Origin of the sequence: Parahoeflea alexandrii (genome assembly GCF_027214025.1) — a bacterium.
Lineage (GTDB): Bacteria > Pseudomonadota > Alphaproteobacteria > Rhizobiales > Rhizobiaceae > Hoeflea > Hoeflea alexandrii_A.
In genome coordinates this window covers 720,781-737,382 of the sequence record NZ_JAPWHB010000001.1, presented here as the reverse complement: position 1 = coordinate 737,382, position 16,602 = coordinate 720,781, and the positions used below count along the sequence as shown (strand labels likewise).

The 16,602-nt window shown below is 62.4% G+C and carries 20 protein-coding genes; 3 read left to right on the top strand and 17 right to left on the bottom strand.

Annotated features, from left to right (window positions below; genetic code table 11):
* Positions 1-47 precede the first annotated feature (47 nt).
* Entirely contained in the window at positions 48-665 is a 618-nt protein-coding gene (locus O4H62_RS03650) for a hypothetical protein (protein ID WP_269385754.1), read from the bottom strand.
* A 409-nt stretch (positions 666-1,074) separates the two neighbouring features.
* On the opposite strand from O4H62_RS03650, the gene O4H62_RS03645 reads away from it, so the two are divergent.
* Positions 1,075-1,767: a glutathione S-transferase family protein gene (locus O4H62_RS03645; RefSeq protein ID WP_269385753.1), complete on the top strand. Its 693-nt coding sequence runs from the start codon at positions 1,075-1,077 to the stop codon at positions 1,765-1,767.
* A gap of 6 nt (positions 1,768-1,773) precedes the next feature.
* On the opposite strand, the gene O4H62_RS03640 is transcribed toward O4H62_RS03645, so the two are convergent.
* Positions 1,774-2,349 (bottom strand): hypothetical protein, encoded by a 576-nt coding sequence (locus O4H62_RS03640; protein WP_269385752.1) that lies wholly within the window; start codon positions 2,347-2,349, stop codon positions 1,774-1,776.
* Between the two features lie 278 nt (positions 2,350-2,627).
* Between O4H62_RS03640 and ndk the strand changes: the two genes are divergently transcribed.
* A complete protein-coding gene (gene ndk, locus O4H62_RS03635) occupies positions 2,628-3,050 on the top strand; it encodes a nucleoside-diphosphate kinase (RefSeq protein WP_035526760.1) in 423 nt (140 codons plus the stop codon).
* A gap of 76 nt (positions 3,051-3,126) precedes the next feature.
* On the opposite strand, the gene O4H62_RS03630 is transcribed toward ndk, so the two are convergent.
* From O4H62_RS03630 to O4H62_RS03590, 9 genes are all read right to left on the bottom strand, one after another.
* Positions 3,127-3,822: a hypothetical protein gene (locus O4H62_RS03630; RefSeq protein WP_269385751.1), complete on the bottom strand. Its 696-nt coding sequence runs from the start codon at positions 3,820-3,822 to the stop codon at positions 3,127-3,129.
* 226 nt (positions 3,823-4,048) lie between these two features.
* Positions 4,049-5,401 (bottom strand): ferredoxin reductase family protein, encoded by a 1,353-nt coding sequence (locus O4H62_RS03625; RefSeq protein WP_269385750.1) that lies wholly within the window; start codon positions 5,399-5,401, stop codon positions 4,049-4,051.
* A gap of 171 nt (positions 5,402-5,572) precedes the next feature.
* Positions 5,573-6,265, bottom strand: coding sequence for a uracil-DNA glycosylase (gene ung, locus O4H62_RS03620; protein WP_269385749.1), 693 nt, complete (start codon positions 6,263-6,265; stop codon positions 5,573-5,575).
* Positions 6,262-6,759 carry a molybdenum cofactor biosynthesis protein MoaE gene (locus O4H62_RS03615; RefSeq protein WP_269385748.1) on the bottom strand — a complete coding sequence of 166 codons (498 nt, stop codon included), beginning with the start codon at positions 6,757-6,759 and terminating at the stop codon, positions 6,262-6,264. Before O4H62_RS03615 ends, ung begins: the two co-directional genes overlap by 4 nt.
* Position 6,760: 1 nt before the next feature.
* Entirely contained in the window at positions 6,761-7,018 is a 258-nt protein-coding gene (gene moaD, locus O4H62_RS03610; protein WP_269385747.1) for a molybdopterin converting factor subunit 1, read from the bottom strand.
* Positions 7,015-7,599 (bottom strand): CDP-diacylglycerol--glycerol-3-phosphate 3-phosphatidyltransferase, encoded by a 585-nt coding sequence (pgsA, locus tag O4H62_RS03605; RefSeq protein ID WP_269385746.1) that lies wholly within the window; start codon positions 7,597-7,599, stop codon positions 7,015-7,017. The genes moaD and pgsA overlap by 4 nt, the downstream gene beginning before the upstream one ends.
* A gap of 119 nt (positions 7,600-7,718) precedes the next feature.
* Complete coding sequence (uvrC, locus tag O4H62_RS03600; RefSeq protein WP_269385745.1) at positions 7,719-9,806, bottom strand: excinuclease ABC subunit UvrC; 2,088 nt, start codon at positions 9,804-9,806, stop codon at positions 7,719-7,721.
* Between the two features lie 101 nt (positions 9,807-9,907).
* Positions 9,908-10,672 (bottom strand): SDR family oxidoreductase, encoded by a 765-nt coding sequence (locus O4H62_RS03595; protein ID WP_269385744.1) that lies wholly within the window; start codon positions 10,670-10,672, stop codon positions 9,908-9,910.
* Between the two features lie 48 nt (positions 10,673-10,720).
* A complete protein-coding gene (locus tag O4H62_RS03590; protein WP_269385743.1) occupies positions 10,721-11,659 on the bottom strand; it encodes a calcium/sodium antiporter in 939 nt (312 codons plus the stop codon).
* A gap of 277 nt (positions 11,660-11,936) precedes the next feature.
* Here O4H62_RS03590 and O4H62_RS03585 point away from each other — a divergent pair, with 277 nt between their 5' ends.
* Positions 11,937-12,575 (top strand): outer membrane protein, encoded by a 639-nt coding sequence (locus O4H62_RS03585; protein ID WP_269385742.1) that lies wholly within the window; start codon positions 11,937-11,939, stop codon positions 12,573-12,575.
* 113 nt (positions 12,576-12,688) lie between these two features.
* On the opposite strand, the gene O4H62_RS03580 is transcribed toward O4H62_RS03585, so the two are convergent.
* The 6 genes from O4H62_RS03580 to O4H62_RS03555 form a co-directional block, all read right to left on the bottom strand.
* Positions 12,689-13,345 (bottom strand): DsbA family oxidoreductase, encoded by a 657-nt coding sequence (locus O4H62_RS03580; RefSeq protein WP_269385741.1) that lies wholly within the window; start codon positions 13,343-13,345, stop codon positions 12,689-12,691.
* A 139-nt stretch (positions 13,346-13,484) separates the two neighbouring features.
* Entirely contained in the window at positions 13,485-13,871 is a 387-nt protein-coding gene (locus O4H62_RS03575; RefSeq protein ID WP_430538365.1) for a diacylglycerol kinase, read from the bottom strand.
* Positions 13,868-14,464: a glutathione S-transferase gene (locus O4H62_RS03570; protein ID WP_269385740.1), complete on the bottom strand. Its 597-nt coding sequence runs from the start codon at positions 14,462-14,464 to the stop codon at positions 13,868-13,870. Before O4H62_RS03570 ends, O4H62_RS03575 begins: the two co-directional genes overlap by 4 nt.
* A 40-nt stretch (positions 14,465-14,504) precedes the next feature.
* Positions 14,505-15,215, bottom strand: coding sequence for a ribonuclease T2 family protein (locus O4H62_RS03565; protein ID WP_269385739.1), 711 nt, complete (start codon positions 15,213-15,215; stop codon positions 14,505-14,507).
* A 7-nt stretch (positions 15,216-15,222) separates the two neighbouring features.
* Positions 15,223-15,645, bottom strand: a complete 423-nt coding sequence (locus O4H62_RS03560; RefSeq protein ID WP_269385738.1) for a hypothetical protein — start codon at positions 15,643-15,645, stop codon at positions 15,223-15,225.
* Positions 15,646-15,717: 72 nt separating this feature from the next.
* The gene (locus O4H62_RS03555) at positions 15,718-16,569 is read right to left on the bottom strand and encodes a 23S rRNA (adenine(2030)-N(6))-methyltransferase RlmJ (protein WP_269385737.1); all 852 of its coding nucleotides are present in this window, start codon (positions 16,567-16,569) and stop codon (positions 15,718-15,720) included.
* Positions 16,570-16,602: the final 33 nt, after the last annotated feature.

Below are 16,602 nucleotides of genomic sequence, written 5' to 3'. Positions count from 1 at the left end.
AGACGGCCCGTCGTACGGGCCGCCCAAAACTTGGAAGGTCTGCCCGGTCAGCGGGCGGCAGCTTCCTGGACCAGCTTGCACAGGTCGACCAGATCGCTTTCGAAACTGGCCGGCGAGCGCAGGACGTTGATGCACTTCTTCTTGTAGGCGGCGAGTTCTGCATTGCTCATGGCGCTGATCGCGCTCGTCGTCCCAGGGTCAATTCCGGGTGCAGCGGTGCCTGCCGATGCGGCCGTGCCGCTGGACCCGGTTGTGCCGGATGCGTCGTCGTCGCTGGTAAAGCCCAACGCCGCGGCAATGCCCGCGCCCGGACCGGTGTTCACATCGACGTCACCGGTCAGGCCGCCGACATTGGCATCGACATTGGCGCTGGGATTGCCGCTCGTTCCGACACTCGCGCTCGCATTGGCGCCGGAGGATCCGCCGACACTGGCATTGGCATCCGCACCACCGCCGCCGACGCTCGCACTGGCGCTCACGCCGCCGCTGCCACCGACACTGGCGCTTGCGCTGACGCCGGCGGCGCCCACGGACGCACCGATCCCGCCAGTGCCGTTGCCGCCAACACTCACGCCGGCATCTTGTGCAAGGGTTGAATAGGGAACCGCCAGTGCAAACACGCTTGCGGAAAGTCCGATGACGATTTTGTTCCTGAAGTTCTTCATGACGCTGTTCCTTGTTCACGATAATCTTTTTGTTGGTCGCTCCCGGTCTCGACGCGGGGAACTGAACCGACAATGCTGGCGCGGAAGGGATGGTTCCCTGCGACGATGGGAAAATGGTGAACGAAGACTTAGGATGCCCTTCTCAATACAGGCCACCGGAAGCTGCCGCCCTGGACAGGACAGTTGAATTCAAAAGGAAAATCGAAACTCAGTGTTTTGTGGTGAAAGAATTATGAGATTGTTCTGAAATAAAGGTGCCTCTGAGTTGGCTGATGCAGCGCCACCGGTGCCAAGTCTGAAACTGTTCGATGATCCGGCCAAAGGTCAGGCCTTTCGAGCGGCGGAAAGACTGTTGGCACGACCGGCAATCCGGCATAGGAATGTGGTCATTCCAACGTGAGCCTGTCCGATGACCATCATATTGCACGAACTCGTGGGAGCCGACCCGGCGCGCCCGTTCAGCCCGCACTGCTGGAAGGTGGTGATGGCGCTGGCCCACAAAGGCCTGCCGTTCGAGCGCAAGCCGGTCTGCTTCACAAAGGTGCCCACGATCGAGGGCGGTGTCTCAAAGACCGTGCCGGTGATCCGTGACGGCAGCCAGGTGGTGGCCGACAGTTTCATGATCGCCGCCCATCTTGAGGAGAGCTACCCCGACAAGCCTTCGCTGTTCGGGGGCGATGGAGGGCAGGCCATGGCCCGCTTCGTCGAATCCTGGACCCAGTCGACGCTGCATCCAGGCCTCAACGTGATCGCGCTCCAGGAAATCCACGATCTGCTGTTGCCGGAAGACCGGGCCTATTTCAGACCGAGCCGGGAAGAGCGCCTTGGAAAGACCTTCGCCGAAGTTGCCGCCCGCCGCGATGCCGAGATCGCGGGTTTTTCCGCGAGGCTGACGCCGCTGCGGGTGATGCTGAAATCCCAGCCCTGGATCGGCGGCTCGTCGCCGCTGTTTGCCGACTACATCGTTTTCGGCGCGCTGCAATGGGCGCGGGTTGTCTCCGGCGCGAGGCTTCTCGAGGAGGGGGATGCGGTGACCGACTGGTTCGAGCGCTGCCTCGATCTCCATGACAGTATCGGCCGCGCGGTGCCCGCGGCGGGCTGATCCGGCTCAGCCTGCCGGCGCCAGCGAGGCGATGGCCGCGACGAACATCAGGATGCCGAATCCCCAGTCGAGATGACGCCGGTGCCAGCCGGATGTCAGGTACTGGCAGCCGGACCATCCGGCCACGGCCCACAGCGCCAGGCCTGACGCGGTCAGCAGCGTCAGCCCGGCAAAGGCCGCCGCCAGCGTCATCGATCCGCTGAGCGCCGATCCGGCCAGGAAAAAGGCGACTGCCCAGCTCTCCGGGCTCTTGAGATGCTGCAGCGGCAGGGAAGGGTGCACGAAACCGGCCTCCGGCTGAGCCGGATTGCCGGGATCGGCCATGTAGCGGGTCAACCCCGACAGCGCCAGCAACAGCGACGCCAGCACCATCGCCGTGCCGCTCACCCAGTGCGGCAACAAATGCAGCACACCGAGCGCCAGCGCGAATAGCGACAGCCAGCCGCAGATGCTCGAGACCATGCCGTCGATCACCGGCCTGAAGGTTCGCTCGGCCCCAGCCGTCAGCATCGCGTTGTTCTGGGGCGCAAACCCCAAAACCGCGACCGCGACAACTCCGGAAGCTATCACCGCGTCAGTCATGTCATAAATCTACAACGCAATCGTGATTGTTCCAAGTCACGCCCGGAACGCGGGTACGGCGGCAGGGCGAGAGCAGGATGATCGGAACACAGCCAGCCACGAGGGCAACAGGCCATGAGAACGCCGGTGCCCCTTGCGAAGAGCCGGGCATGCAGCTATCTAGGCGCCAACTCCGGGCCGGACAACGTCCAGCGCGGATTTTTGCACCCGAAATTCTTGCGCAGGCCAGTGCCAGGCTCAAGTCTCGCAACCACAACCAGATGACAGGACAGTTTCCAATGGCGATTGAACGCACTTTCTCGATGATCAAGCCCGATGCTACCAAGCGCAACCTGACCGGCGCGATCACCAAGGTCTTCGAAGACAACGGCCTGCGCGTCGTCGCATCCAAGCGCGTCTGGATGAGCAAGCGCGAAGCCGAAGGCTTCTACGCCGTGCACAAGGAACGTCCCTTCTTCGGCGAGCTGGTCGAAGGCATGACCTCCGGCCCGACCGTCGTTCAGGTGCTCGAAGGCGAGAACGCCATCCTCAAGAACCGCGAACTGATGGGCGCCACCAACCCGGCCAACGCCGACGAAGGCACCATCCGCAAGACCTTCGCGCTTTCGATCGGCGAGAACTCGGTGCACGGCTCGGATGCGCCGGAAACCGCGGCTGAGGAAATCGCCTACTGGTTCTCCGGCACCGAAATCGTCGGCTGAGACCGGTATCTGGCGCTGCTGGTTCTCCGGCGCGCCTGACCCACATGCAAAAGGCGGCCTTCGCGGGCCGCCTTTTTTATTGATCCATTAGCCACTTCGGATACGAGGCAATCCTGTCCTGAAGAACTGAGTATGGACCGTCCTGTTCCTTAGCCCGAAGTGTACGCGCATCATAGATCAATTGCAGCGTCACCATCGGGCCATCGAGGGGCTCGATCACCTCCTCTACAAGATGTGAATCTTCAAATTCGCCCAAGATATAAAAGAAAACCTGATGAATGGCAGTAATTGACTCATTCATTTGGTTGCGAGTTGCAGATTCTAACGGTTTTGCGGTGCCATATCTGAGATCAAGGTCATTGTGTCCGATACGCCGATTTCTCCAATCTCGATGAAATTGTGTCTTTTCGCGAATGTCGGCTAGGAGCTTTTTCATCTCGTTGCGGCGTTCATCAGTATCCATGTAATCTTCAAATGAATTTACGGTGAGGTTCTTCTTTCCACGTGACTTGACCGGATCAGACAGTCGACAAATGGCGAGGACAACTACGTCGAAAAAATGTCTTTGCACCCGTCCAAAGAATGCAGCTCCAGCTTCATTTAGCATGGATACACGCTCAGGGCCGTGGCCAAAAAGCTGCTCGTATTGTTGCCAAGTTAAGCTTAGATCGACCCATTCAGAAATGCAGTGGTAAAATAGGCGACCGAATTCTTGACCTAAGGCCTGTTGATAGCCAGCAAGGGATCCGTGGGTGTCTTGCTCGTCCGCCATGTCTCGTTCCTAAGAATATTTGATATCCACATTAGTGAGCTTTTCGAGGAAAAGTGCACTTATATTGGTGGTAGGCCGCTGTTTTGATATCTCGCAAATCGATCAGTTTTACAAAAATTGTAGTTTACAGGAGATCCCGAAGAACATTTCCATCCGCGCTGAATTTCAAAGTTGAATTTTGAATCCAGTGTAGCCTCAAGATGCTTAAATGCTTGACTGCCATCGCTCACCGCATGCTGAACAACTCCTGGTGAAACCGGGAGCCGATGTCCAGGCCGTGGGCGGCGAAGTCCGCCCTCAGCGCGTCGCCGAAACCGACCGGACCGCAGAACCAGAAGCTGGCCTCGCGCCAGTCCGGCACCTCTTCGCGGATGCGTGCGCCGGTGAGCTTTCCGTGCCTGGCGTCGATCAGGATATGCAGCCGCACATCCGCATCGACCGCATCGGCGGCCAGCCGCTCCAGCGCCGTCTCATCAAGATCGGCCGTGGTGTGATAGAGGTCAATAACCGGCCTTGCTGCATCCGGAGCGTGCTTTCTGGTATGCGCAAGGTATTTCATCCGCGACACGAATGGGGTGATGCCGATGCCGCCGCCGATCCAGATCTGGCGCGGGGCATCGTCATCGAAGGTGAAGCAGCCATACGGTCCCTCGATCTTGACCTGCTGGCCGATCTGCAGCTTCTCCGCGAGCCGGCTGGTGTGATCACCCAGCGCCTTGACGATGAAGGTGATCGACGGGTTTGCCGGGTCCCAGGCCGAGGCGATGGTGTAGGGATGGGCGCCTTCCTGGCTGTCTGATGTGGCAAACGCAAACTGGCCGGGCTGATGGCCGGGCCAGCCCGGCTGCAGTTCGATCCGGCTTTCAAGCACACGGACGCCCGGAAAATGCACAAGATCCACGATCTTGCCCGTCACCTGCCGTCCCACCGCCACCTGCCTGAACAGCACGATCACGGCCGAGAAGCTGCCGGCGGCCAGCAGCAGGGCCAGAACGCCCCCCAGCGGCGTGGTCCAGTAGTCGAATGTTGTCAGCACAACCGAATGGAAGGCCAGCACCAGATAGGTTGCGGCCAGAATCCGGTGGGTCTTGAAGAACCACCGGTAGGGAATGAGCGTGATCAGCGCCACGGCGATCAGCAGCACAGTCAGATAGAAAGCCCATTCACCCAGGCCCTCGGCAGGGCTGCGCAATCCCGACAGGAATTGCTGGACCGGATTGGTCAACGCCGGCCGTTGACCGCGCTCTGGCCGCCCAAGCAAGCCCAGGCCGATGGCCCATTTCGGCGCCTCGGACCAAAGCCAGTGGACGACCGCGAAAATCAGCGCGGAAATGCCCAGCCACTTGTGCAGCCGGTACATCTTGTCGAGCCCGCCCAGCCAGGGCTCCGGCCAGCGCGGTCTCAGCGCCAGAACCATGGCGACGCTCATCGCGGCCATCGCCAGCACACCGCTGTATTGCATCATGAAGCCGCGCAGCGCGAACACGCTGCGGGCCTCGAACACCGCTGGATCGGCGGCGAACCAGAGAAGGCTGACAAGAGCCAGCATGCCCCAGAAGACCAGTTTGATATTTTTCACTGCAAGGGTCCTTTCCCAGATCTCGTAAAGCGACGAGGAGATCGTGAGCTCGGCCCCCATTGCTCACAACCAGTCCGGTCATAAGATGATTGGCGCCATAAGGACTTGTCTCAGATCAAGTCCAGCCGATTCTCCCTTTCGGCTGAACAAAATCGAGCGGCAGGAAGTCTGTCAGGGATTTTGCGGCAAGCGCCAGTCGATCGGCTCCATGCCGTTCTTTTCAAGGAACGCATTAGCCCGGGAAAAATGCCGGCAGCCGAGAAAACCGTTGTGGGCTGACAGCGGCGAGGGGTGGGTGGCCTTGAGCACAAGGTGCCGGCTGGCGTCGACGAACTGGGCCTTTTTCTGCGCATAAGAGCCCCAAAGCAGGAACACCACTGGATGCGGAAGATCGTTGACCCGGGCGATCACCGCGTCGGTGAACCGCTCCCAGCCGCGGCCGCGATGCGAGGCGGCAAGTCCGCGCTCGACGGTCAGCACGCTGTTGAGCAGCAGCACGCCCTGCCGCGCCCAGCTATCGAGATGACCGTGGCTGGCCTTGGGGATGCCGAGGTCGCTCTCGAGCTCCTTGTAGACGTTCTTCAGCGACGGCGGCACCCGCACGCCCGGCTGTACCGAGAAACACAAGCCGTGTGCCTGTCCGTCGCCGTGATAGGGGTCCTGGCCCAGAATGACCAGCTTGACCTGGCCGAGCGGAGTCAGGTTAAGTGCAGCGAAACGGTCCGCAGCCTTCGGGAAGATCTGCTTGCCGGCATCGGCCTCGGATTCCAGGAACGTCCGGAGCGCGGCCATGTAGGGAGCCGAAAGCTCCGCCGACAGCGCCGTCTTCCAGCTGCCCTCGAGCTCGAACGCTTCGCCCGTCACGGGGTCCGCCAGCGCAGCTTGGCCTTGTCGTCGGCATCCTTGGCCGAAACCCATTCGCCCGAACCGCCGTCTTTCAGATGTTCCTTCTTCCAGAACGGCGCGTCGGTCTTGAGGAAGTCCATCAGGAAGGAGGCGCCGTCGAAGGCCGCCTGCCGGTGCGGCGCGGCCGCCACCACCAGCACGATGTTGCCGCCAGGCGGGATCGCCCCGTAGCGGTGGATGGCGGTGATGCCGGTGAGGCCGAAGCGCTTCACCGCTTCTTCGGCGATCGCCCGGATGGCGCGTTCGGCCATCCCCGGATAATGCTCGAGCTCGAGCGCCGACAACCGTCCGCCTTCGTCGCGGCACAGCCCGGTGAAGCTCACCACCGCGCCGATGTCGGCACGACCGCCGGTGAGCGCTTCGATCTCCTGCGCGATGTCGAAATCGCCGGTCTGGATGCGCACGGATACCAATGCAGCCGTATCTCCGGAAATCGTGCCGCCCGCCGCCATCTCAGCCCCCGGTCATCGGCGGAAACAGCGCGATTTCCCTCGCATCGCCGATGGCCTCGTCATGCTCGGCATGTTCCTCGTTGATGGCGGCGCGGATCACCTGCGGCACCTCGAATGCCGCGGCATACTCCTCGCCCAGCGTCGCCAGATGCGCGATCAGGTCGCCCACGGTCTTGACGTCCGCCGGAAGCTCGATCTCTTCCGATCCCTTGCCGATGCGCTCGCGCACCCAGGCGAAATAGACGATCCGTACTCTCATTCGTCCACCACATGTCTCAGCCCGGCGCGGAAATAGTCGTAGCCGGTGTAAATCGTGATAATCGCCGCAATCCACAGCAGCACGATGCCGATCTCGGTGGTGTAGGGCAGCACCTTGTCGCCCGCCGGTCCGGCAAGCAGGAACCCCAGCGCCACCATCTGCAGGGTTGTCTTCCATTTGGCGATCCAGGTGACCGGCACCGAGACTTTCAGCGCGGCCAGGTATTCGCGCAGGCCCGAAACCAGGATCTCGCGGCACAGGATGATGATCGCCGCCCAGATCGACCAGCCGGCGATGGTGCCGTCGGCGGCGACCAGCAAGAGGATCGCGGAGACCAGCAGCTTGTCGGCGATCGGATCGAGCATGCGGCCGATGTTCGAGGTCTGGTCCCAGATCCGGGCGAGGTAACCGTCGAAAAAGTCGGTGATCGAGGCGATGGTGAAGATCGCCAGCGCGCTCCAGCGGGCGAAGTCGGACCCGTGCAGCCGGCCCTCGATGAAAAAGCACAGCACGATCAGCGGGACAGCGAGAATCCGCCCATAGGTCAGCATATTCGGTATGTTAAGCGCGCGTGACGCCATGGAGCACCCCGTCGGTATCCGGATTTTGCGCAAGATGCGCGCTGGCAAGCTCAAAGGTCAACCGCCGCAGCACAACATTACGCCAGAATGCGGCAGATAGACGCCGCGGCAGGCGCCTTTCAGCGGTTTTCCTCATGGAAATGATTGTAAACCAGTTCGGCGACCGTGCGGGAGATCCCCTCGACTGCGACCAGGTCGTCGATTCCGGCGCGCGAGACGGCCTTGGCGGTGCCGAAATGGTGCAGCAGCGCCCGCTTGCGAGTCGGCCCGATCCCGGCGATCTCGTCGAGCGGATTGGTCACCATTTCCTTCTTGCGCCGGGCCCGGTGGCTGCCGATTGCGAACCGGTGCGCCTCGTCGCGCAGCCGCTGGATAAAATAGAGCACCGGATCGCGTGGCGGCAGCGTGAAGTCCGGCTTGCCTTCGACGAAGAACCGTTCGCGCCCGGCTTCCCGGTCCATGCCCTTGGCGACGCCGATGGCTTTGATCTTGTCGGCGATGCCGAGCTCCTCGAGGATGGTCCGCACCGCGCTCATCTGGCCCTTGCCGCCATCGATCAGCACCAGGTCCGGCCAGGCCGGCATGCCGGACGGGCTCGCTGAATCCGGATCGTCGGCATTGTCGGGCAGGGTCGGACCCGTATCGCCATGCTCCTTGAGCAGCCGCGAGAACCGGCGCTGCATCACCTCGCGCATCATGCCGAAATCGTCGCCGGGGGTAATGTCGGTCGATTTGATGTTGAACTTCCGGTACTGGTTTTTGACGAACCCTTCCGGCCCGGCCACGATCATCCCGCCCACGGCATTGGTGCCCATGATGTGGGAGTTGTCGTAAACCTCGATGCGGCGTGGCGGATGCGGCAGGTTGAAGGTCTCGGCAAGCCCCTGCAGCAGCCGTGCCTGTGACGCCGTTTCGGCCAGGTTGCGGCCATGCGCCTCGCGCGCGTTGTTGAGCACCTGCTCGACCAGTTCGCGTTTTTCGCCGCGCTGCGGCACGCTGATCGCGGTCTTGCGCTCCATCCGCACGCTCAATGCTTCCTCAAGTAGCGTCCGGTCCTCGAAATCGTCGGAGACCAGGATCATCCGAGGCGTCGGCTTGTCGTCGTAGAACTGGCCGATGAAGGCGCCGAGGATCTCGCCCGGCGCCAGCGACGGATCGGCCTTGGGAAAATAGGCGCGGTTGCCCCAGTTCTGCCCGGTGCGGAAGAAGAACACCTGGATGCAGGCCATGCCGGCATCGTGGTGGATGGCAAACACATCGGCTTCCTCGACGGTCTGCGGATTGATGCCCTGATGGCTCTGCACGTGGCTGAGCGCCGACAGACGGTCGCGGTAGACCGCCGCCCGTTCGAAATCGAGATCTTCGGACGCCGACTGCATCGCCGTGGCCAGCTGCGCTTTCACCACCTGGCTGCGGCCGGAGAGAAAATCCTTGGCTTCGTCCACCAGCCGGCCATAGCCCTCGGCGTCGATCTCGCCGGTGCAGGGGCCGGAGCAGCGCTTGATCTGGTAGAGCAGGCAGGGCCGGGTGCGGCTGTCGTAGACGCTGTCGGTGCAGGTTCTGAGCAGGAACGCCCGCTGCAGCGCATTGATCGTCCGTCCGACCGCGCCGGCCGAGGCGAAGGGACCGAAATAGGAGCCTTTCCGGGACCGCGCGCCGCGGTGCTTGAAGATCGCCGGCGCCTCGTGATCGCCGGTGATCAGGATGTAGGGAAACGACTTGTCGTCGCGCATCAGCACGTTGAAGCGCGGCTTCAGCCGCTTGATCAGGTTGGCCTCGAGCAGCAGCGCCTCGGTTTCGGTGCGCGTGGTGACGAACTCCATGTTCGTCGTCTGCGCGATCATCCGGGTGATGCGGTTGGAATGGCCGCGCCCTTGCGCGTAGTTCGTCACCCGCTTCTTCAGGCTGCGCGCCTTGCCGACATAAAGGACGTCGCCGGACTCGTTCATCATCCGGTAGACACCGGGCTGGTTGGGCAGGTGCCTGACGAAGGCCTGGATGACTTCTGCGCCCTTCAGGCCGGGCGTGACGCCGGGACTTTCGTTCCATTCGATGCCGGCGACGGAGGCGACATCGGCGGGCAGGGGAGCATCGGTCGCATCCTGCTCGTCCTCGTCCGCATCGGTTTCCTCATAGATCACGCCGCCATCGGCTGGCGCCGCGGTCTTGGTGGATTTTGCGTTGGTCGGATTTGGCGTGCGAGTCATCGGGCGATCTTATCAACTTCGAGCCCCGAAGGGGCAAGAGAGTGTTTTCTTGAGATCATGACATCTGGCGTCAGCAGCGCGGTTTATCAAGCGCGGAGAGCCTATTCCCCCACGCCGGTCACATCCGGCGTTTCCCAGGCGAGATGCTGGCCGCCGTCAAGCGCGATCATCTGGCCGGTGACCGAGCGGGCCCCGTGCAGATAGCAGATGGTGGCGCCGAATTCGGCAAGCTCAGGCCCGTGTCCGAGCGGCACGGCTGCCGCCTGACGGGCAAAATCCTCGGCCTTCTGGCGTTCATTGGCGAGCGTCGGGCCGGGGCCGATGGCATTGACCCGTATGCGCGGCGCCAGAGCCCGCGCCATGGTCTGAGTTGCCGTCCAGAGCGCCGCCTTTGACAGTGTGTAGGAAAAGAACCGCGGCGTCAGCTTCCAGACCCGTTGGTCGATGATGTTGACGATCAGGCCTTCGCCGCCTTCGGGCAACGCCGCGGCCATCGCTTCCGCAAGCACCGCCGGTGCTTTGACGTGTATGGCGAAATGCCGGTCGAACAGCTCTTCATCGAAGTCGCGGACGTCGTCATCCTGAAACATCGATGCATTGTTGACGATGATCTCCGGTACGTTCATGCGGTCGGCCACCTGCGCATGCAGGTCGCTCACCGCCTTCATATCGCTGAGATCCGCCAGAAACACCTCCGCCACGCCGCCCGCGTCGCGGATCGCGCCGGCCACCGCCTCGGCCTCCGCGCCGCTGCGGTTGGCATGGACGGCGACATGATAGCCGTGAGCTGCAAGGTCCACCGCGATCGCCTTGCCGATGCGGCGCGCGGCGCCGGTTACCAGAACTGTGCCCATGGAATGTGTCATGCTGTGTCCCGGTTCATGCTGGCAGGGCTGCAAGCCATGCTTTCAGTTTCAGAATACCGAGATGATATAGATCGCGAAAACCAGAAGCATAGCTGTGCCGCCGAGCTTTTTGATCGGCACGTTCCAGTGCGCCAGCCCCACTACCAGAAGACTGACCGCCAGCATCACCCACATGTCGATCGAGACGATGCGCGGATCGACATCGAGCGGCAGGATGACCGCGGTGCCGCCGAGAATGAGTCCGATATTGAAGATGTTGGAGCCGACCACGTTGCCGATCGCAACCGCGCCGGATTTGCGCCATGCGGCCATCATCGATGTCACGAGTTCGGGCAGTGATGTGCCGATGGCGACGACGGTCAGCCCGATGGCGGTTTCCGACGCGCCGAACATGCGGGCGATGTCGGAGGCGCCGTGCACCGTCAGCCACGCGCCGATCGGAAGCCCGATCAGGCCGCCGATGATGAACAGCGTGGTCTTCCAGGTTTCCTGCGGCAGGTCGGCCACTTCATCATGATAATCGGGGACGCTGACCGATCCGCAATGCTTTGCCGCCCTGATCTGCCAGCCAAGATAGGCGGCGATCAGCGCGAGCAGGATAGCGCCGTCGATCCGGCTCAACGGCCCGAACCACATCATCACCATCAGAACAACCGACATGCCGACCATGACCGCGAGTGAAGTGGCCAATCCGTTTTCGCGGCAGTTGATGGTCATCAGCAGGGCCGGAGCGCCCAGCACCAGAAGCACGTTGGCAATGTTGGATCCCACCACATTGCCAATGGCGATGCCGGCCACTCCATCAAAGGCGGCCTGCAGCGAGACGAACAGTTCCGGCGCCGAGGTGCCGAACGCCACAATTGTCAGTCCGATGATGAGGGGATCGATCGAGAGCTTCTCTGCCAGGCCGACGGCGCCACGAACCAGGTAGTCACCGGCAAAGACAAGGACGACCAGTCCCGCGATCAGGATCAGAATGCTCAACATGCTATGGAATCAACGCTCGCGGTTTGTGTGGGCCCACTGCCCATATAGGCGGTAAGCTCAAATCCGCAATGGAGGCGGGGGACGGGCAGGGACAAAAATGTTGCCTGAAAACAACACTTCCTTGTGCCCTTTTTTGGCCGCTGTGTTTCCACATTCCTGCTTCTTGTCCGCCGCATTCGATCGCCATCTTGCATCTCGTCGGAGGCATGCATCCCAGTGCCGCCGGTACTCAAGGCCCGCTGTTTCGTGTCGGGCCGGAAAAAACAAGGAGAATGACATGCGTATTCGTAAACTGGCACTGCTGGCCGCAGCCCTTTCCGTGCCGCTCGCCGGCCCCGTGCTGGCCGCGGACGCTATCGTCGAGCAGGCACCTCAGCCGCCGGTGGCGGAGGTTGCTCCACAGGCCTATCTGTGGTCCGGCGGTTACCTCGGTGGTTACGGCGAGTACAAATGGGGCGAGTTCAGCGCTGCTCCGGCTGCGAACGCCAATGGCTTCGGCGGTGGCGTCTATGGCGGCTACAATTGGCAGTCCGACAACATTGTCTATGGTGCGGAAGCTGACCTCGGCTATTCGGGCGCAGACTTCTCAGCCGGCGCCCTGACCGGCAAGCAGGGCTTCAACGGCTCGCTGCGCGCGCGTATGGGTGTGGATATCAATCCGTTCCTGATCTACGCCACCGGCGGTGTCGCGGCCACTAGGGCCAAGCTCAGCAATGCGGCCGGTTCCGACAGCAACACCCATGTCGGCTGGACCGTCGGCACGGGCGCGGAAGCGTTCCTGACCGAAAACATCACCACCCGCATCGAGTACCGCTACACCGATTATCAGTCGAAGAACTACAATCTTGGCGGCACCAACGTGTCGTCCGGCTTCGACGATCATTCGGTCCGTGTCGGTATCGGCATGAAGTTCTGATCAGTCGGAACCAAGGAAAAAAGAAGCCCGGACGGCAAACCGTCCGGGCTTTTTTCATGGCTTTCGAACCGCCGTCACATCACAGTGCGCGGCTTTGCTTCGGGCGTCCAGCTTCAGGCGGCGCGCATCTGTGCAAGCTGGGTGAGAATGCGCGTGTAGTTCTCGACGCCTTGCGCCCCGGTGACCAGGTGCTTGTTGTCGAAAATGATCGCCGGCACGCCGCGGATGTTGTTCTGGATCCAGACGTTTTCCTGCTGGCGCACCTCCGCCGCATAGCGCTGCCCGTCGAGCACGGCCTTGGCCTCGGTGGCGTCGAGCCCTGCATTCTCGGCCACGTCGATGAGAACCGCGGCGTCGGACACATCCCGCTGCTCGCTGAAATAGGCCGCAAAAAGCCCCTGCTTGAGAGTGTGGCCCAGGCCCTGGGTTTCCGCCCAGTGGATCAGCCGGTGCGCATCGAAGGTGTTAACCATGCGCATGTCGTCAGTAAAGGCGAACTTGAAGCCGAGGGTGGCGCCGAGATCGGTCAGCCGGGCGCGGTTTTCCTGCGATTGTTCTGGAGTGGCTCCGTACTTCTCTGCAAGGTGTTCGCGCAGGTTCTGCCCTTCCGCCGGCATGTCCGGATTGAGTTCGAACGGATGCCAGTGGATCTCGTAGTCGGTGGCCGTGCTCTTGAGAGCCTGCTCGAGTTGCCGGTAGCCGACGACGCACCACGGGCAAACGACGTCCGAAATGAAATCGATCCGCAGCGGTTGGGTTTGATCCGTCATGACAGGTCCAGTTTTCCAGGGTTTGATCGGTGGGTTCGGTCTCAGGTAATGCGTGGATCGGAAATTGCCAGCATCCGCGGCGAGTATTTCAGCCGGCCGGCAACGGTCAGGATTTCATGCCTGCGCACGATCGGCGCGCTCAGGCGATGAATGGCAGCCAGAGCGTTGCCAGAACATATGCCGCCCATATGCCGTTGGCCAGAAGCAGGCAGAACACCGCAAACGAGCCCAGATCCTTGGCGTGTTTGGCCATTTCGGAATAGTTCGGAGAGGCGTGATCGGTGATTTCCTCCACCGCCGTGTTCAAGGCTTCGATCGAGACCGTGAGCAGGAAGAGCAGGGTGGATCCGATATAGGCCCACAGCGGTGCGCCGGAGAGCAGGAACACGACCGAGATCAGCACGAAGGCCAGGACCTCATGCCGGAAGGCGGTCTCGCCCCACAGCCGCCTGACGCCGCCCAGCGAATAGCGGGCGGCGGCAAACATGTGGGCAATCCCGACCTCCTTGTCCGGTCGCTCGGTCACGCTTTCGGCAGCATGTCCGCGAGTTCGGGAAAGCTCGCACCGAACTTGGCATACCAGCGCTTGAGCTTCGGCCGGCCGCGCTCCCATTGCCCGGGAAACCGCAGCGTCAGATAGCCGATCATCGCGGCAGCGGCGAAGTGCCCGCCGTTCGGCGCCTTGGTAATCCGCGGCAGGTTTGCCTCGAGGTGATCGAGCCCCCGGGTCGCCTTGGTCCACTGCTTGTCGATCCATCCCTGATACACCATTTCCTCCGGCCGGAAGCGCCGCTCATAGATGACGGCAAGCAGGCAGTCACAGATTCCGTCGCACAGGGCTTCCATCACCTCGGCTTCAGTCCGCTTGGCGGCGTTGCGCGGAAAGATCCGCTTGCCGCCGGCCCGGTCGATGAACTGCATGATGGCGCGGCTGTCGTAGATCGCCTGTCCCTCGTCGGTGATCAGGGTGGGGATCTTGCCGAGCGGATTGTTGTCGACCAGTTCGGCCGGTGCCGCGTTGGTGTCGGTCAGCACCGCTTGCGCGTCGAGACCGGCGAACTTTGCCGCCATGCGGACCTTGGCCGAATAGGGAGAGGCAGGCGAATAGAGGATTTTCATGGTGTTCTTTCTCTTTTTCTCGTGAGTTGGCCTGCTGCGCTCAGCCCGGCTCGGGAACAGTGAGGTTGTCGATCTTGCAGCCGGCGCGGTCAACCTCGCCGCAGGCGCGGTAGTCGAGCGACGGGGTCATGCAGATGCGGATTTCGCGCAGGTAGCCGCGCTCGCAACTGACAGCGATCGTGTCGCGCTTCATGCCGGGATTGGCTGCGATGAAGGCGTCCTCTGCCTCAAGCGCGTCGATCTCGGCCGGAAGCTTCTCGGGCGCAAACGCCGCCGGTATGGTCACCCGCGCCCGCGCCGCCCTCAACGCTTTCAGGTAGTCGGCTTGCGAAAGTCCCGAGCAAGATCCGTGCTTGCGCCACTGATGCCCGATCAGCCCCATCGTTGGTACGATGTCGAGATAGGCGCGGCCCAAGCTTGCAGGCACGCGGTCGGGCTCGCGGGAGGGGCAGAATTCAGGATAGCCGGTTTCAAATTGTGGCCACAGACCGTGCACGACGAAGCCCAGGTCCCGGTCCTCGTCGCATTGCTGCCTGTTGGCGCGGTCGCCTTCGATGAGGCAATAGGCGGGAGACCAGGACAGGGCCAGCACATAGAAATCGAACCCGGATCCGAGCGGCACGCCGGTCATGCCGGACGCGGCCGTGCCTGTTCCTGCCTGAGCCGGCGGCGCGCCCTGATCTGAGCACGCGGCGGCAAGCGCCAGCACCGGCAGGGCCAGCAGGATCCTGAGCCGATGGCCGGTCGTCATGACGCGGTCAGCGAACCGACCTGCACCAGGCGCCGTGAACCTTGAGCGGATCGAGCCCGGAAATGCAGAACTCGAGATTGTCGCCGAGCCCGGCAAAGCCCATGCCGCCTTCGATCAGCCACCAGATCTGGCGTTTGTGACCGTCATTCATCCGCGCGGTGCCGTGACAGTAAAGCCGGGGAATCGACCAGTACTGGTGCCCGGCGCGGCTATGGTTGGTGTGCACGCGCTCGATGTGGTCGATCGCCAGCCCCCGCTTGAGCACGTGGCGATCGGTCCAGACGAACCGGTTCTGGATGTAGCTGAGCACCTGCGGCGCATCGCAGGCCGGGAAGTTCCCGCCACTGAAGGCCAGGGCAGGGCTTGCAAAACTTGAAAGCGAGACACCAAGCGTTGCAGCGATTGCGATAATCAGGCTTTTCATGGTCATGACCGGTCCTCCAAACAGGATGCGAGTCACGGTATAAGGCGTGCCACTGGTCTTGGGCAAGCCGGAAGGGCGTCAGTTCTCGCCAACAAGCATCCGCACTTCCGATCCGGCGCCCGGGCCTTGCGCCAGCAGCCGGGCGAGTTCCGGCAGGACCTGCCGCAGTTCGGCTTCCAGCGTGTAGGGCGGGTTGATGATCACCAGCCCGGTTCCGTTGAGCCCCGGCGCGGTCTGGTTGGCGCGCGCGAGCATCCGCACGGTCAGCGTTCGCGGACGGCCGAGCGCGATCAGCTTGTTGTCGAAGGCGCCGAGCGGACTGTCGGCCTTGATCGGGTGCCAGAGCATGTAGGTGCCGCCGGGAAACCGCCGGGTCGCCCGCGCCAGCCCGTCGATCATCCGGTCGTATTCGCCGGCTTCCTCGAACGGCGGGTCGATCAACACCATTCCGCGCTTCTCCTTGGGCGGCAGATGCGCACCGAGCGACAGCCAGCCGTCAAGCTCGATGACCCGCACCTGGTAGTCGCCCTCAAACACCTGTCTGAGCTGCGCGGCATCTTCGGGGTGCAGTTCGATCGCCGTCAGCCGGTCCTGCTTGCGCATGAGCTGCCGGGTGAGTTTCGGCGATCCGGGATAGTGAAGCAGGCCGCCCTCCGGGTTGAGCGCCTCGACCGCCTCGAGCCAGGGCGCCAGGAAGGCCTTTAGCTCAGGCGACAGCTCGGCACCGGTCACCCGTCCGACTCCCTCACGCCATTCACCCGTCTTCTGCGCCTCGACCGAGGACAGATCGTAAAGCCCGATGCCCGCATGGGTGTCGATGACGCGGAACGCCTGGTCCTTGCGCTTGAGATAGGTGATGATCTGGGCCAGCACCGCGTGCTTGAGCACATCGGCGAAATTGCCCGCGTGATAGCTGTGGCGATAATTCATCGTCTGGCGTGATGCGTCCCTGATTTGATCTGA

Excerpts from the sequence above, each read along its gene's own strand:
- moaD (WP_269385747.1), bottom strand. The coding sequence starts at position 7,018 with ATGAGAGTACGGATCGTCTATTTCGCCTGGGTGCGCGAGCGCATCGGC.
- O4H62_RS03590 (WP_269385743.1), bottom strand. The coding sequence starts at position 11,659 with ATGTTGAGCATTCTGATCCTGATCGCGGGACTGGTCGTCCTTGTCTTT.
- O4H62_RS03570 (WP_269385740.1), bottom strand. The coding sequence starts at position 14,464 with ATGAAAATCCTCTATTCGCCTGCCTCTCCCTATTCGGCCAAGGTCCGC.
- ndk (WP_035526760.1), top strand. The coding sequence starts at position 2,628 with ATGGCGATTGAACGCACTTTCTCGATGATCAAGCCCGATGCTACCAAG.
- O4H62_RS03555 (WP_269385737.1), bottom strand. The coding sequence starts at position 16,569 with ATGAATTATCGCCACAGCTATCACGCGGGCAATTTCGCCGATGTGCTC.
- O4H62_RS03585 (WP_269385742.1), top strand. The coding sequence starts at position 11,937 with ATGCGTATTCGTAAACTGGCACTGCTGGCCGCAGCCCTTTCCGTGCCG.
- pgsA (WP_269385746.1), bottom strand. The coding sequence starts at position 7,599 with ATGGCGTCACGCGCGCTTAACATACCGAATATGCTGACCTATGGGCGG.
- O4H62_RS03615 (WP_269385748.1), bottom strand. The coding sequence starts at position 6,759 with ATGGCGGCGGGCGGCACGATTTCCGGAGATACGGCTGCATTGGTATCC.
- O4H62_RS03630 (WP_269385751.1), bottom strand. The coding sequence starts at position 3,822 with ATGGCGGACGAGCAAGACACCCACGGATCCCTTGCTGGCTATCAACAG.
- O4H62_RS03650 (WP_269385754.1), bottom strand. The coding sequence starts at position 665 with ATGAAGAACTTCAGGAACAAAATCGTCATCGGACTTTCCGCAAGCGTG.
- O4H62_RS03560 (WP_269385738.1), bottom strand. The coding sequence starts at position 15,645 with ATGACCATGAAAAGCCTGATTATCGCAATCGCTGCAACGCTTGGTGTC.
- uvrC (WP_269385745.1), bottom strand. The coding sequence starts at position 9,806 with ATGACTCGCACGCCAAATCCGACCAACGCAAAATCCACCAAGACCGCG.
- O4H62_RS03645 (WP_269385753.1), top strand. The coding sequence starts at position 1,075 with ATGACCATCATATTGCACGAACTCGTGGGAGCCGACCCGGCGCGCCCG.
- O4H62_RS03565 (WP_269385739.1), bottom strand. The coding sequence starts at position 15,215 with ATGACGACCGGCCATCGGCTCAGGATCCTGCTGGCCCTGCCGGTGCTG.
- O4H62_RS03580 (WP_269385741.1), bottom strand. The coding sequence starts at position 13,345 with ATGACGGATCAAACCCAACCGCTGCGGATCGATTTCATTTCGGACGTC.
- O4H62_RS03595 (WP_269385744.1), bottom strand. The coding sequence starts at position 10,672 with ATGACACATTCCATGGGCACAGTTCTGGTAACCGGCGCCGCGCGCCGC.
- O4H62_RS03640 (WP_269385752.1), bottom strand. The coding sequence starts at position 2,349 with ATGACTGACGCGGTGATAGCTTCCGGAGTTGTCGCGGTCGCGGTTTTG.